14 protein-coding genes are annotated in these 14,726 nt (G+C 63.7%); 8 read left to right on the top strand and 6 right to left on the bottom strand.

The features are described 5' to 3' along the window. The first annotated feature begins 172 nt into the window (after positions 1–172). Positions 173–424, top strand: coding sequence for a type II toxin-antitoxin system HicA family toxin (locus HBO19_RS23430; protein ID WP_057439099.1), 252 nt, complete (start codon positions 173–175; stop codon positions 422–424). Continuing rightward, a complete protein-coding gene (locus tag HBO19_RS23425) occupies positions 421–786 on the top strand; it encodes a type II toxin-antitoxin system HicB family antitoxin (RefSeq protein WP_169954779.1) in 366 nt (121 codons plus the stop codon). The genes HBO19_RS23430 and HBO19_RS23425 overlap by 4 nt, the downstream gene beginning before the upstream one ends. A gap of 1 nt (position 787) precedes the next feature. Here HBO19_RS23425 and HBO19_RS23420 read toward each other — a convergent pair whose 3' ends face one another. Continuing rightward, complete coding sequence (locus tag HBO19_RS23420) at positions 788–1,960, bottom strand: MFS transporter (RefSeq protein WP_169954780.1); 1,173 nt, start codon at positions 1,958–1,960, stop codon at positions 788–790. A gap of 131 nt (positions 1,961–2,091) precedes the next feature. Here HBO19_RS23420 and HBO19_RS23415 point away from each other — a divergent pair, with 131 nt between their 5' ends. After that, positions 2,092–2,676, top strand: coding sequence for a TetR/AcrR family transcriptional regulator (locus tag HBO19_RS23415; RefSeq protein WP_170058404.1), 585 nt, complete (start codon positions 2,092–2,094; stop codon positions 2,674–2,676). Between the two features lie 22 nt (positions 2,677–2,698). Here HBO19_RS23415 and HBO19_RS23410 read toward each other — a convergent pair whose 3' ends face one another. From HBO19_RS23410 to HBO19_RS23395, 4 genes are all read right to left on the bottom strand, one after another. After that, a complete protein-coding gene (locus tag HBO19_RS23410) occupies positions 2,699–4,219 on the bottom strand; it encodes an MDR family MFS transporter (protein ID WP_170058403.1) in 1,521 nt (506 codons plus the stop codon). Further along, positions 4,209–5,360 (bottom strand): HlyD family secretion protein, encoded by a 1,152-nt coding sequence (locus HBO19_RS23405; protein ID WP_169954783.1) that lies wholly within the window; start codon positions 5,358–5,360, stop codon positions 4,209–4,211. Before HBO19_RS23405 ends, HBO19_RS23410 begins: the two co-directional genes overlap by 11 nt. Continuing rightward, a complete protein-coding gene (locus HBO19_RS23400) occupies positions 5,357–6,835 on the bottom strand; it encodes a TolC family protein (protein ID WP_170058402.1) in 1,479 nt (492 codons plus the stop codon). Before HBO19_RS23400 ends, HBO19_RS23405 begins: the two co-directional genes overlap by 4 nt. Before the next feature lie 114 nt (positions 6,836–6,949). Beyond that, positions 6,950–7,693 (bottom strand): helix-turn-helix transcriptional regulator, encoded by a 744-nt coding sequence (locus tag HBO19_RS23395; protein ID WP_170043706.1) that lies wholly within the window; start codon positions 7,691–7,693, stop codon positions 6,950–6,952. A 161-nt stretch (positions 7,694–7,854) separates the two neighbouring features. Between HBO19_RS23395 and HBO19_RS23390 the strand changes: the two genes are divergently transcribed. From HBO19_RS23390 to HBO19_RS23375, 4 genes are all read left to right on the top strand, one after another. Continuing rightward, positions 7,855–8,655, top strand: a complete 801-nt coding sequence (locus HBO19_RS23390) for a glucose 1-dehydrogenase (RefSeq protein ID WP_170058401.1) — start codon at positions 7,855–7,857, stop codon at positions 8,653–8,655. Beyond that, on the top strand, positions 8,648–10,474 hold the full coding sequence (locus HBO19_RS23385; RefSeq protein ID WP_169954787.1) for a glycoside hydrolase family 15 protein: 1,827 nt from the start codon (positions 8,648–8,650) through the stop codon (positions 10,472–10,474). Before HBO19_RS23390 ends, HBO19_RS23385 begins: the two co-directional genes overlap by 8 nt. Before the next feature lie 164 nt (positions 10,475–10,638). Next, on the top strand, positions 10,639–11,253 hold the full coding sequence (locus HBO19_RS23380; protein WP_170058400.1) for a GNAT family protein: 615 nt from the start codon (positions 10,639–10,641) through the stop codon (positions 11,251–11,253). Between the two features lie 37 nt (positions 11,254–11,290). Beyond that, positions 11,291–12,223 (top strand): alpha/beta hydrolase, encoded by a 933-nt coding sequence (locus HBO19_RS23375; RefSeq protein WP_170043704.1) that lies wholly within the window; start codon positions 11,291–11,293, stop codon positions 12,221–12,223. Here the strand turns inward: HBO19_RS23375 and HBO19_RS23370 are convergent. Continuing rightward, positions 12,193–13,161: an AraC family transcriptional regulator gene (locus tag HBO19_RS23370; RefSeq protein WP_169954789.1), complete on the bottom strand. Its 969-nt coding sequence runs from the start codon at positions 13,159–13,161 to the stop codon at positions 12,193–12,195. The two genes, HBO19_RS23375 and HBO19_RS23370, sit on opposite strands and share 31 nt — an antisense overlap. A 90-nt stretch (positions 13,162–13,251) precedes the next feature. On the opposite strand from HBO19_RS23370, the gene inhA reads away from it, so the two are divergent. Then, positions 13,252–13,932: an isonitrile hydratase gene (inhA, locus tag HBO19_RS23365; protein WP_169954790.1), complete on the top strand. Its 681-nt coding sequence runs from the start codon at positions 13,252–13,254 to the stop codon at positions 13,930–13,932. Positions 13,933–14,726: the final 794 nt, after the last annotated feature.

Raw genomic sequence — 14,726 nt, 5'->3', positions numbered from 1 at the left:
AGGAAGCACAAAGGCACGTCGTCCCTATAAAACGAATCCAGACAGGAAAAATTAGCGCAGGCGAGTGCAGTCATCGGGCGTTACATCAAACCCGACAGAGGCCCGCGAAGGCGTCCTATCATTGACGGATCAACGCATTTGCAACTACATTTAGTTACACGCAGGGAACGCCGTGTCCAAAAATGAAAAGCTGCTCGCCAAACTGCTCAACCTGCAGATGGCATTTACCTGGCCTGAGCTCGTCACGTTGCTGGGCTGGCTGGGTTATCGACAAATCGAAGGGGCTGGGAGCCGCGTCAAGTTCGACATTGGCGACCCGAGTGCAATGATCACCCTGCACAAGCCCCACCCTGGCAATGAGCTGAAGTACTACATTCGGCGCCAGATCATTGAACAGTTGGAATCAGGAGGCTTGATTCAATGAGCAACCAGTTGAGACACAAAGGCTACATCGGCTCCATAGAAGCCAGCGTCGAGGACAATTGCCTGTTCGGCAAGCTGCTGTTTATCCGCCCGCTGGTCAGCTACGAAGGCCAGACCGTGGCCCAGTTGGAAGCGGCCTTTCGCGAGGCCGTGGAGGATTACCTGGCTACTTGCCAGACCCTGGGCCAGACACCGGAAAAGCCCTGCAAAGGCTCGTTCAATGTGCGGGTCGGCCATGATCTGCACCTGGCCGCGGCCCTGGCGGCGACGCAGAAAAAGGTCACGCTCAACGACCTGACGCGCCAGGCGTTGCACGAGTTCCTGCGCCATCACGGTGCGGACAGTCACCCCGCCCTGGGGTGACTCATCCGAGGCGGCGGTAGCCCAACACCGCGGCCACCAGCACCACCGCGCCGGCCACCAGCGCCACCCAGAACCCGCTGGGGGCGCCAGATTGGTCGATCATCCAGCCGGAACTGGCAGCACCGATGGCCACGCCGATGCTCAGGCCCGTGATCAGCCAGGTCATGCCTTCGGTCAGGCGGCTGGGTGGCACGACCCGTTCCACCAGGGCCATGGACACAATCAGCGTCGGCGCAAAAAACAGCCCGGAGACAAACACCGCCAGCGACAGCCCGAGAATGTCCCCCACCCACAACAACGGCAGGGTGGTCAACGCCGTGGCCAGGCCACACAGCAGGAACTGCCGGGGCAACGGCATGTGCAGTTTCAACGCGCCAAAGGCCAACCCCGCCAGGCACGAGCCAATGGCATACACCGACAGCACGATGCTCGCGGCAGCCGGCTGGCCCTGATGCTCGGCAAACGCCACGCTGACCACATCCACCACCCCGACAATGGTGCCCATGGCCATCAGCAGGATCATCAACACCAGCACCGAAGGTTGGGTGATCAGCCAGCGGCCATGCTGCTCAAGCTGTGCATGGACGGCAGGCTCCGTCTGTTTTTGCAGGACGAACGTGCTCACCCCGACCGCCAGCAAGGCCGCCCCCACCAGGGGCCCGGCTTCCGGAAACAGCAGCACACACAACCCCACCGACAGCGGCGGGCCGAGGATAAAACACACCTCGTCGAGCACCGATTCCAGGGCAAAGGCGGTTTGCAAACGCGGCTGGCCGCGATAGATCTCGGTCCAGCGCGCCCGCACCATGGCCGACATGTTGGGCATGCACCCGGCCAGGGCGGCAAAGATAAACAGAGTCCAGTCCGGCGCCTGCAAACGGGTGCACAGCAATAGCAACAGCAACGCCCCCCCGCCAATCATCGCCGCCACCGGCAAGACACGGCCCTGGCCGTAACGGTCCACCAGCCGTGAAACCTGCGGCGCGCAAAAGGCCGTGGCCAGGGCAAACGTCGCCGCCACCGCGCCCGCCAGCCCATAGCCGCCGCGAAGCTGCGACAACATGGTGATCAACCCGATACCGGTCATGGAAATCGGCATGCGGGCGAGCATGCCAGCCGATACAAAAGCCCTGGAGCCTGGCGCCTTGAACAGCTCGGCGTAGGGGTTTGCCATGGTGCGTGACCTCTTGCTGGGAGCCCTGGAGCTGGCCATTCGATGAAATATATACGGTGCGTATGTGACAAATCATGAGTAATATACGCAGCGTATGTCAACCACTCACCCGCAAATAACGAGCGTTTCCCATGAGCCGAGCCCGCGCCGAGATGATCGAACAAACCCGTGCCCGCCTGCTTGCCAGCGCCCGCCAGGCCTTTGCCGCCCAAGGCTTTGCCAATACCTCGATGGATGATTTCACCGCCCGCGCCGGCCTGACCCGTGGAGCGTTGTACCATCACTTTGGCGACAAAAAAGGCTTATTGGCGGCGGTAGTCGCGCAACTCGACGGCGAGATGGATCAACGTCTACAGCAGATCAGCGCCCAGGCCGAAAACCCCTGGGATGGTTTTTGCGAACGCTGTCGCGCCTATCTGCGCATGGCCCAGGACCCCGAGATCCAGCGCATCGTGCTGCAAGATGCACCGGCAGTACTTGGCGAAAACACCGCAGCCCAGCAGCAATGCATCCAATCATTGCGCGGGCTGCTGGAGGGGTTGATGCACGCCAGGCTGATTGAACAGGCCCCCAGCCTGGCGCTGGCCCGATTGATCAATGGCAGCCTGGTGGATACGGCGCAATGGATTGCCCATGCCGAACGCCCGGATGAACGCCTGGAGCAAGCGCTGCAAGGCTTGGAGTTGCTGCTGCGGGGGCTGAAACCCAATCGCTGAATTGCTCAACCCGCGACAGCCATCAAGTGCGACGAAGCAGCAACGCCGCCACCGCACACAAGGTCAGCGCCACACACGCCAGGTAGAACGCGTCGCTGTAAGCCATCAAAAATGCCTGGTGCCGCACGCTCTGGTCGAGCAACTCCAGCACTTGCTGCTGCTGCGGCCATTGCTCCTGCAACACGCCGCCGCCCGGCAAATGTTGCTGCAAAGCAGGTTCGAAAATGCTCAGCGACTCACCGATGCGCGCCGAATGCACCTGCTCGCGCACCACCACCAGTTGCGCCAGCAAGGCCGTGCCCACCGCACCGCCCAGGTTGCGCAGCATCGAGAACACCGCCGAGGCCGAACCGGACTGCGCCTTGGCCAGCCCATGCACGGCCAGCACCGACAGCGCCACCATGATCAACGGCTGGCCAATGCCGCGCACCACGATCGAGGGGATGATCACGTTACTGGCGCTGTCTGCCGACAAATGCGCGCCCATCCAGCAGCCCAAAGCCATGATCGCAAAACCCGAAGCCACGAGGATTTTCGCGCTCAACCACTTCATCAGCCGCGGCAGGAACGGCGCCAGCACCAGTTGCACCAGGCCATAGGCAATCAGGCTGATGCCAATTTCGCTGGCGTTGTAGCCCTGCATCTGGGACAGGTAGTTGGGCACCAGAAATACCAGGCCATACGTACTGGCGCCGAAGATAAACATCGCCACGCTGGCGACGCCAAAGTTGTAGTGCGCCAACAACCGCAGGTTGATAAAGCTCTTGCTGCCCCACAATTGCCGGCCGACAAAACCCACCAACCCCACTACCGCCGCCAGGCTCATCCACACAATAAAGGAGGAGCCGAACCAGTCCTTGCGCCCACCCTCCTCCAGCACGATCTGCAATGCCCCCAACCCCAGCACCATGCAGGCGATGCCCAGCCAGTCGCCCTGGCGCAGCAACCCAAGGTTCATCGGCTGGCGATCGATGGACCAGGCCACGGCCGCCAACAGGGCAACGCCGGGAAACAGTTGCAGGTAGAAGATCCAGCGCCACGAATAAACATCAGTCAGCCAGCCACCAATGGACGGCCCCGCAGCCTGGGCCACACTGTTGGCCAGGCTGAACAGCGCCATGCCCAGGGGGATCTTGCTGGCGGGCAACTCAGTGATGATCAACTGGAACGACAACGGAATCAGCACCGCCCCCGCCGCGCCCTGGATGACCCGGATGATGATCATCACCGGCAGGTTAGGCGCCATTGAGCACGCCACCGAGGCCACCAGAAACACCCCGGAGCCCCACAACATCACCCGCCGCAACGAAAACACCTGCACCAGCCAGGCAGTGAGCGGGATCATGATGATTTCCGCCACCAGATAGGCCGTGGAAATCCACGAACCCTCCTCGAACGTAGCCCCCAGGGCCCCTTCGATTTCCGGCAGGGCGGCGCTGGTGACATGCACGTTCATGCCGGCCATGAAACACCCGAACAAGCCACCGATCACCGCGACCCAGGCGCGAAACGATACGTTCGAGGTGCGTGCATCAACCTCCATGGGAACCGTCCTGCTGGCTGGCCGGACGGGTGTCCACCGTGGCGATCACCGACATTCCCGGCAAGATGACGGGCGCATTCGCCGCGTCGGTCACCAGGCGGATCTTCACCGCAAAGCGCTGCACGATCTTGGTGAAATTGCCGGTGGCGTTATCCGGCGGCAACAAGGCAAACACCGCGCCGGAACCGGGCGCGATGCTTTCTACCTGGCCGCGCCAGTGCTGGCCGGAAAAACTGTCCACCGCGATATCCACCGATTGCCCCGGCGCCATGTGTTGCAACTGGGTTTCCTTGTAGTTGGCGATCACATAGGCCTGCTCCACCGGCACCACCGCCAGCAACGGCAGGCCCGGCATCACGTACTGCTGGCGACGCACCTTGCGCTGGCCCACGACCCCATCGAACGGCGCGCGGATCGCCGTGTCATTCAAGGCGTTGCGGGCCAGGGCCAGTTTGGCCTGGGCCTCGCCCACCCGGGCCTGGGATTGGGCAATCCGCGCCTGGGCCTGTTGGCGGCGCGCCTGCAACACCTGGCACTGGGCCTGCTGCCGGGCCACTTGGGCACGGGCCTCGGTCACTGCCGCCAGCGCCTTGGCCTGGCCGGCACTGGCGGTTTCCAGGCGCTCACGGGTAGCAATCTGCTGGTCCACCAGGTCGCGATAACGCAGGAAGTCCAGGCGCGCACGATGAGCCTCGGCCTCGCTGCTGCTCAACGCAGCCTGAGCCTGGACGATGCGTTGCTGCTGCTCGCCCAGGCGTGCGTCCAGGGTATGCAGGCTGGACTGGCGCGCCGTCGCCGCTGCCCGGGCTTGCTGCAACTTGGCCTCGGTGCTGTGCAACTGTTCGATAAAGTCGCGGTCATCCAGGCGTACCAGCACATCCCCGGCCTTGACCGGCTGGTTGTCCTCCACCAACACCTGGGCCACGTAGCCGGCGATGCGTGGGCTGATTGCCACCCAATCGGCGCGCACGTAGGCATCGTCGGTTTCTTCAAGGAATCGCCCCCATTGCCACCAATACCCGGCAAACAGCCCCAGCCCCAACAGCGTCGCCAGGGATGCGCCCGTCAGCAATGCACGACGATGGCGTTGCATCAAGCTGGGAGTGGATTGCAGGATGGCGGGTTCAACAGCCTGGTTCATGGCGTGGCTCCAAGGGTCGCAAGGGGGATGGGTTGGGGGTGATCGTCACGTTGCCAGCCGCCACCTAGGGCCTGGAACAGGTCGATCTGGCGGTTGATCAAGCGCAGGTCGGCCTGGGCCAGGGTGGCCTGCAGGTTGACCAGGCTGCGCTCACTGTCCAGCAGTTGCAGGGCATCGAGGGCGCCGGCCCGAAAACTGCGGTTGGCCAGCTCAAACGCCCGCTGGCTGCTGTCCAGCGCGGCTTGCAGGGCCTGGCGGCGTTGCTGTTCGCCCTGATACAGGGCCAGGGCTTGCTCGACCTGTTTCAAAGCATTGAGTACCGTGCCGTCAAAACGCGCCTGGGCCTCGCGCGCCTGGGCCCGGCGCTGGCCCACCTGGGCCTGGGCAACGCCGCGATGGGGAAAGCGCCAGGACAGCAACGGCCCCACGGAATACACCAGCGCCTCACTGTCCCCCAACTTGCCCAGGCTGCTGGCAGAAGACTCCAGCGCGGCACCGAACGTCACCCGTGGATACAAATCTGCGCGCGCGACACCGATGGCCAGCGTGGCCGCTCGCAGTTGGCGCTCGGCACGCCGGATATCGGCACGCCGCTGCACCAGCGCCCAGCCGTCCCCCACCGGCAGCGGCGCCTGCAATTGCGGGGGTCGGGCACAGCTGTTGCGGGCCACGTCCTGGGGCGCCACCCCACTGAGCACCGCCAATTCATACAGGGCGGCCTGGCGGCGGGCAGTCAACATTGGCAACGGCGCACGGGTTTCTTCCAGCAGGCCATCGAGGCGCGCCAGGTCCAGCGCCGTCGCCGCCCCGGCTTTCTGCAACGCGCGGGTGACTTCTACACTGCGCTCCAACACTTGCACCGAATGACGCTGCACCTGGCGGCTGAACTCATAGACGCAGGCCTGGCCATAGGCGCGGGTGATCTGCGCGGCCACCGTCACCCGCCATTCATCTTCCAGCGCGCGCGCCGCATCCGCATCGGCGCGGGCGGCGGCCAGGCGATAACGCACCTCGCCCCACAGGTCCAGGGTGTAGCTCAGGGCGAATCCGGGCGTATGGCTCCATTGGGCGTCGGCATGTTTACCGCTCGCCTGGGCCAGGGTCTGGTCGTCTCGGCTGCGGCCATAGCCCACGCCGTAGGTCAGCAGGCTCGAGGGTTGGCGCTCGCTGTCGACCTGTTCCAGGCGGGCCAGCAACGCGTCGACATGGGCGGCGGCAGCCTCCAGGTCTTTGTTGTGGCTCAAGGCCTGCTCGACCAGCCGGTCCAATTGCGGGTCGCGGTACAACTGCCACCAGCGCTGGGGCAGCGGCTGGGTGGCCGAGCCACTGGACAATTGCGGCGCCGCCTGGGCTGTCAACTGCGCGGCTGGCTCGTCGGGCAGGCCGCTGCATCCGGCCAGCGCGCCCAGCAGAAGCAGGGTCAGGGATGCCGGGGATCGATGGCTAGTGGGTGGATGAACGACAAGGCTGGGCATCACAAAGCTCGCTGAAGAATGAGCTTTGCAGATTAGGCATGCACCCTGGCGGATTCGCCCGCGCCAGGGCCATGTATCGTCGCCAAATGGACAATTGGGTTACATGAAGCAACATCAGGCCCCGGGACGGAAATGACTCGGCGGATACCCCAGCGAACGACGAAACATCGCGCTGAACGCGCTCGGGCTCTGGTAACCATGCTCCAGCGCCACCTCCAGGATCGAAGCGCCCTGGGCCAGCAGCTTCAGGCTCAGGGCCAGGCGCGCACGCTTGCGCCACTCGCCAAAGCTCATGCCCAGTTCCCGCTGGAAAATCCGGCTCAGGGTGCGCGCGCTCATGTTCAGGGTCTCGGCCCAGGACTCCAGGCTGCTGTCATCGGATGGGTTGCGGATAAACCGGTTACATAGCCGGGCCAAGCGCGCTTCGCCGGGAACCGGCACATGCATGGCCACCACCGGTGCAGCTAGCAGCTCCATGCGGATCAACTCCACCATGGCCTGCAAGCGTGGGCTGTTCTGGCCGGCGATCTGTGTGGCGGCCACGATCAGCTCGCGCAGCAGGGCCGAGACCTCGATCACCTGGCAGGTCCGGCCCAGGCTTGGCTCCACCTCAGGTATCAGGAACAAGGTGCGCATGTGCACCTCGCCGGCCATACGGATCTCGTGGGGCGTCCCGGCGGGCACCCACAACGCATGCCCGGACGGCACCAGCCAACTGCCCTGGGCGGTGCTGACCACCATCACTCCGGTGACCCCGTGAATCAGTTGCGCCTGGGTATGACAATGGGGGTGGACCACTTCGTCGTTGCGGTAGTTGTCGGCATAAGCCTCAAGCCAAGGCCGGTGCGCAGTTGTCATGGGCAGCGTCTCACGTCATCAAGCCGCTGATTCTAACCAAAAGCCCGCTGGCGAAAACGATAGATATAGACAGCCATCGTCGCATTTCAGACAAGCCGCTGAACTTGTGCCGCGCACCATCAGTCAGCTCAATGGACTCCTGAAGAAAGGTTGGGTGGACAATGCGCATCTCGTTGGAACAACAAGTGGCCGTGGTCACCGGGGCCAGCTCCGGCATTGGCGCGGGCGCCGCCAAAGCGTTGGCCGCCGCCGGCGCGGCGGTGGTGGTGAACTACAACAGCCAGGCAGAACCCGCCCAGGCCCTGGCCGCGCAGATCAACCAGGCCGGTGGCCGGGCCCTGGCGATCGGTGCCGACGTGTCCAGGGAGGCCGATGTCGAGCGCCTGTTTGCGCAAGCCCTCGACGCCTTCGGCCACCTGGACATCCTGGTGGCCAACTCGGGCCTGCAGAAAGACGCCGCCATCAGCGACATGACCCTTGAGCAATGGAACGCGGTGATTGGCGTCAACCTCACCGGCCAGTTCCTCTGCGCCCGCGCCGCCTTGCGCATTTTCAACCGCCAGGGTGTGCGAGTCGGCGTATCGCGGGCCGCCGGCAAGATCATCCATATGAGTTCAGTGCACCAGTTGATCCCCTGGGCCGGCCACGTCAATTACGCGGCCTCCAAGGGCGGCGTCGAGATGCTGATGCGCAGCCTCGCCCAGGAAGTCAGCCACCAACGGATCCGCATCAACGGCATCGCGCCGGGGGCGATCCGCACGGCCATCAACCGCGCCGCCACCGAGGGCGATGCCGAGCAGCAGTTGCTCAAACTGATCCCCTATGGCCGCGTTGGCGACGTGGAGGATGTGGCCAACGCCGTGGTCTGGCTGGCCAGTGATGCGTCCGACTATGTGGTGGGCAGCACCTTGTTTATCGACGGCGGCATGAGCCTTTATCCGGAGTTCAAAGACAATGGTTGATCTGAAAAACGAAGCGCAAAGCGCCATCGACGCCCACGGCATCATCGGCGACATGCGCAGTGCAGCGCTGATCAACGACCAGGGCAGCATCGATTTTTTCTGCTGGCCGGAATTCGACAGCCCGTCGATCTTCTGCTCACTGCTAGACTCCCCCGCCGCCGGGATCTTCCAGCTCACCCCAGACCTGCCCGAGGCGCGCCGCGAACAAATCTACCTGCCGGACACCAACGTCCTGCAAACCCGCTGGCTGAGCGATGAGGCGGTGGTGGAAATCACCGACCTGCTGAGCATCAGCGACGACGTCGACGACCTGCCCCTGCTGATCCGCCGCGTGCGGGTGGTGAGCGGCAAGGCCACCTTGCATATGCGCTGCGCGGTACGCCATGACTATGCCCGGGCGCCCACCCGGGCTACGGCGGATAAGACCGATGTATGTTTCCAAGCCCCGGGCCTGCCCGGCCTGCGCCTGGCCAGCAGCCTACCGGTACAGATCGAGGACGATGCCGCGGTCGCCTGCTTTACCCTGGACCAGGACCAGGGCGCCGAATTTGTCCTTGGCGGCCTCGACGATGTGCGTGTCGACAGTGGCGGCACCGACCTGTGCCTGCAACGCACCCTGCAGTTCTGGCGCGGCTGGCTGGCGCAGTCCAACTACCGTGGCCGCTGGCGGGAAATGGTCAACCGCTCGGCCCTGGCCCTGAAGCTTTTGACCTCGCGCAAACACGGGGCGATCCTCGCAGCGGCCACCTTCGGCCTGCCCGAAAGCCCCGGCGGCGAGCGCAATTGGGACTACCGCTACACCTGGATCCGCGACGCCTCGTTCACCGTCTATGCCTTTATGCGCCTGGGGTTTGTCCAGGAAGCCAATGACTACATGCGCTGGCTGCGCGGGCGCGTCAGCGACTGCTGCGGGCAGCCGATGAAAATCAATATCCTGTATGGCATCGACGGCCGCCAACAGCTGCCGGAAACCGAGTTGACCCACCTCAGCGGCCACGGCGGCGCGCAACCGGTGCGCATTGGCAACGAGGCCTTTGACCAGGTGCAACTGGATATCTTTGGCGAACTGATGGACGCGGTGTACCTGGTCAACAAGTACGGCGAGGCCATCTCCCATGAAGGCTGGAAACACACCCTGGAAGTGGTGGACCAGGTGTGCGAAACCTGGAACCAGAAAGACGTCGGCATCTGGGAGATGCGTGGCGAGCAGCATCACTTCCTGCACTCGCGGCTGATGTGCTGGGTGGCGCTCGACCGGGCGATACGCCTGGCCTCCAAACGCTCGCTGCCAGCCCCGTTCGCCCGCTGGGACCAGACCCGCCAGGCGATTTATGAAGATATCTGGAGCAACTTCTGGAACGCCGAACGCGGGCATTTCGTGCAGCACATCGGCAGCACTGCACTGGATGGGTCGATGCTGTTGATGCCACTGGTGCGCTTCGTGGCGGCTACCGACCCGCGCTGGCTGTCGACCCTGGAGGCCATCCAGAAAAGCCTGGTGCGCGACGGCATGGTGTACCGCTACCGCAATGACGACAGCCAGATTGACGGCTTGCAAGGCACAGAGGGGGCGTTTACCGCCTGTTCATTCTGGTACGTCGAATGCCTGGCCCGCGCGGGGCAAGTGGAAAAGGCCCACCTGGAGTTCGAGCAACTGCTGCGCTATGCCAACCCGCTGGGGCTGTATGCCGAAGAGTTCGACAGCCAGGCACGGCATCTAGGCAACACGCCCCAGGCCTTGAGCCATTTGGCGCTGATCAGCGCGGCGACGTTTCTGGATCGCAAGTTGAGTGGGGAAAAAACCGTGTGGCAACCTTGAGAATCGAGCAGCGAAGTGAAACCCTTGTAGAAGCTATCAGGCAACCTCCACATTGGCTGCACCGACGCCATCGCTGCCTCGCTAAAGCTCGACCGCTCCACCTTTGATCTTTGCTACCTTGAGCAAGCTATCTGCCTGCCCCCTCCTGTATTCAAGGAACGAATATGAACCCGCCCCTGGCGCCCGACAATGTTCAGTCGATACCCACGCCAACCGCGCCACACCACAGGGATGCGTTCCCCACCCTGCACACTGAACGTTTGCACCTGCGGGAGTTGACCCCCCACGACGCCCCGGCGCTGTTCGCGATCTATCGCGACGCCGAGGCCATGCCCTGGTTTGGCATTGATCCCATGACCGATGTATCCCAGGCCCACGCCCTGATCGCCACCTTCGCTCAATGGCGGACCCAGGCCAATCCGGGCACGCGCTGGGGTCTGGAATGTGAAGGCAGGTTGATTGGCACCTGTGGGCTGTTCAAATGGAATCGCCAGTGGAACAGCTGCGCCCTGGCCTGCGAGCTGGCACCGGCGGCCAGGGGCAAAGGCTTGATGAACGAGGCCCTGGGCAGCGTGCTCGATTGGGGCTTTGCGCAGATGCAACTGCATCGTGTCGAAGCGCTGGTTCATCCGCGCAACCTGCCGTCCCAGGCACTGCTGGGGCGCCTGGGTTTTAGCCGCGAAGGCGTGCTGCGCGAGGCCGGGTTTTGGGCGGGGCGTTATCAGGACCTGCAAGTGTTTTCGCTGCTGGCCCATGAACACGCAAAGGTTTCGCGCTAAAGTCCAGGCTCCCTGCTGTGACCCTAACGGAGTCCCAATGAGCCCCTCGATCGCGCTGCTCTATATCCGCACTCCCATGCTCGATATCGCCTACGAAGCCCATGGCCCGGCCGACGGCGAAGTGGTGATTCTGCTGCACGGTTTTCCCTATGACCCTCGCGGCTACGATGCCATCGCGCCGGTGTTGGCCGAGGCTGGCTATCGCGTGCTGGTGCCTTACCTGCGCGGCTACGGCCCGACCCGTTTTGCCCACGCCCAGGTAATGCGCTCCGGCCAACAGGCGGCGCTGGCCAAGGACCTGCTGGATTTCATGGACGCCCTGTCCATCGACCAGGCAGCCCTTGCTGGTTATGACTGGGGCGGGCGCGCCGCGTGCATTGTCGCGGCGCTTTGGCCCACGCGCGTACGCTGCCTGGTCACAGGTGATGGCTACAACATTCAGGACATTGCCAAGTCCGTCCAGCCACGCGCGCCGGTCACGGAGCATCGGTTGTGGTACCAGTTCTATTTCCACACCCAACGGGGTGTCGATGGCCTGACCGCCAACCGCGGCGAGCTGTGTGAACTGCTGTGGTCACTCTGGTCGCCCTCCTGGGCCGAGGGGCCGAGCCTTTACCCGCAGACGGCGCCCTCGTTTGATAACCCGGACTTTGTGGAGGTGGTGATCCACTCCTATCGCCATCGTTTCATGTATGCCGAGGGTGATCCGGCGCTGGAAGGGATTGAACAGGCGCTGGTGCAGCCGCCGCCGATTTCGGTGCCAAGCATTTCGCTGTGCGGCGCCGACGACGGTGTCGGCCCGGCTCCCGAGGTGGATGACGACGTGGGCAATTTCAGCGGATTCTATCGACGCCGGGTGCTCGCCGGGGTGGGCCACAATATTCCCCAGGAAGCACCGCAGGCCACCCTCGATGCATTGTTTGAACTGCTGGAGCAGACTCACGCCGGCGCCGCAAACCGCTCGCGATAAAGCTGCGGGGTGATCGACAACGCGCGGATAAAACTGCGGCGCATGGTTTCTTCGCTGCCAAAGCCGCATTGCGCCGCGATGCGCTTGATTGCCACGGTGCTGTCGGCCAGTTGCCGGCGTGCGGTTTCCACGCGGATCAGTTCCACCGCCCGGGCCGGGGTCTGGCCGGTTTCAGCGCGGTAATGGCGTACGAAGCTGCGTTCGCTCATGCCACACGCAGCCGCCAGGGTCGGGATGTTCAAGTTAAGGTGCAGGTGCTCGGCAATCCACGCATGCAATTGGCTGAAGCGGCTGCCGCCCTTTTGCAGGGACAGGGTGACGCTGAACTGCGACTGCCCACCGGGTCGCTTGAGAAACACCACCAGGTGCCGCGCTACTTCCAGGGCCACCGCGCGGCCCAGGTCCTGTTCCACCAGGGCCAGGCACAAATCGATACCGGCCGTGACTCCCGCCGAAGTCCAGAGCGAGCCCTGCTGGATAAAGATCGGGTTGGCCTCGACCCGCAGCCTGGGGTATTTACGCGCCAGTTCCTCGCAGCGCGTCCAGTGGGTGGCGACACGGCAGCCGTCCAGCAGGCCACTGGCGGCCAACAGGAAGGCACCGGTACACACCGAGGTGATGCGCCGCGACTGCTTGGCTTTTTGCCGCACCCACTCCACCAGTTGCGGATCATCGGCCGCCCCATACACGCCCCAGCCACCAGCGATCACCAGGGTGTCGCAAGGCGTATCGGCGGCAGGCAACGGCTCGGCCACCAGGGCCAGGCCGGCAGAGGTCATCACCGGCTCGGCCTGGGCGGCAACCACGTTGACCGCATAGGGCAACGGCAAACCTTGCTGGCGTGCCAGGTCGTTGGCCGAGGCAAACACTTGCAACGGCCCGGTGACGTCGAGTACCTGCACGTTGGCAAAGGCCAGCACATGGATGATTTTCGGCATGATTGGCGTGATTCGTGGGCTCAATGGCGTATACGCCAAATCCTAGGCCACTAGAGTGAAGCCGTCCATCCCCTCTCCTGGAGTTTCACCATGACCTTGCAGATCGGCTTTGTGTTGTTCCCCGGCATCCAGCAACTGGACCTCACCGGCCCCTACGACGTACTGGCGTCATTGCCGGACGTAAAGTTGCACCTGATCTGGAAAGACTTGGCGCCGATCACTTCCAGCAGCGGGTTGGTGCTGTCGCCGACCATCACCTACGACCATTGCCCGACGCTGGACGTGATCTGCGTACCGGGCGGCTCGGGGGTTGGGCCGCTGATGGAAGATGAGCCGACCCTGGACTTTCTGCGGGCACAATCCCAGACCGCGCGCTATGTGACGTCGGTGTGTACCGGCTCGCTGGTGCTGGGAGCGGCGGGTTTGCTGCGCGGGCGGCGGGCCACCACGCATTGGGCCTATCACGAGATGCTGGCCACTTTGGGCGCGACTGCGGTGCAGGAGCGTGTGGTACGCGACGGCAATCTGTTCACCGGGGGCGGCATCACGGCGGGGATCGACTTTGCCCTGACCCTGGCCGCCGAGCTGTACGGCGAGGCGGCGGCGCAGTTGGTGCAATTGCAGCTTGAATATGCGCCAGCCCCGCCCTTCAATGCCGGCCGCCCGGACACCGCGCCACGGCCGGTGCTGGACGAGGCGAATAAGCGCACCGCTGAATCACGCAAGACCCGGGGCGAAATTGCCGCACGGGCGGCGGCGCGGCTGGGCTGAAGGCCGGACGCTTTTCCCCTTGTAGGAGCGGGCTTGCTCGCGAAGACGTCGGCCCAGCAAACATTGATGTTGACTGACCCACTGCTTTCGCGAGCAAGCCCGCTCCCACAGGGGATGTGCGTCGAGGCAGAAGTTTGGGCCACACCACAAATCAAAGGTAGGAGCTGGCTTGCCTGCGATGGCGGTATACCAGCCGCCAAAAATAATGGCTGAACTGCCGCTATCGCGGGCAAGCCCGCTCCCACAGGGGATGTGCGTCGGAGCAAAAGCTTGAGCCACACCACAAATCAAAGGTAGGAGCTGGCTTGCCTGCGATGGCCGTATACCAGCCGCCAAAAATAGTGGCTGAACCGCCGCTATCGCGGGCAAGCCCGCTCCCACAGGGGATGTGCGTCGGGGCAAAAGCTTGGGCCACACCACAAATCAAAGGTAGGAGCTGGCTTGCCTGCGATGGCGGTATACCAGCCGCCAAAAATAGTGGCTGAACCGCCGCCATCGCGGGCAAGCCCGCTCCTACAGGGGATGTGCGTCAGGGCAAAAGCTTGGGCCACACCACAAATCAAAGGTAGGAGCTGGCTTGCCTGCGATGGCGGTATACCAGCCGCCAAAAATAATGGCTGAACTGCCGCTATCGCGGGCAAGCCCGCTCCTACAGGGGATGTGCGTCGGGGCAAAAGCTTGGGCCACACCACAAATCAAAGGTAGGAGCTGGCTTGCCTGCGATGGCGGTATACCAGCCGCCAAAAATAGTGGCCGAACTACCGCTATCGCGGGCAAGCCCGCTCCCACAAGGA

Origin of the sequence: Pseudomonas sp. WS 5021, assembly GCF_012985535.1 — a bacterium.
GTDB lineage: Bacteria > Pseudomonadota > Gammaproteobacteria > Pseudomonadales > Pseudomonadaceae > Aquipseudomonas.
The sequence above is the reverse complement of the archived record's forward strand: the minus strand, read 5'-3'. Positions and strand labels throughout refer to the sequence as shown.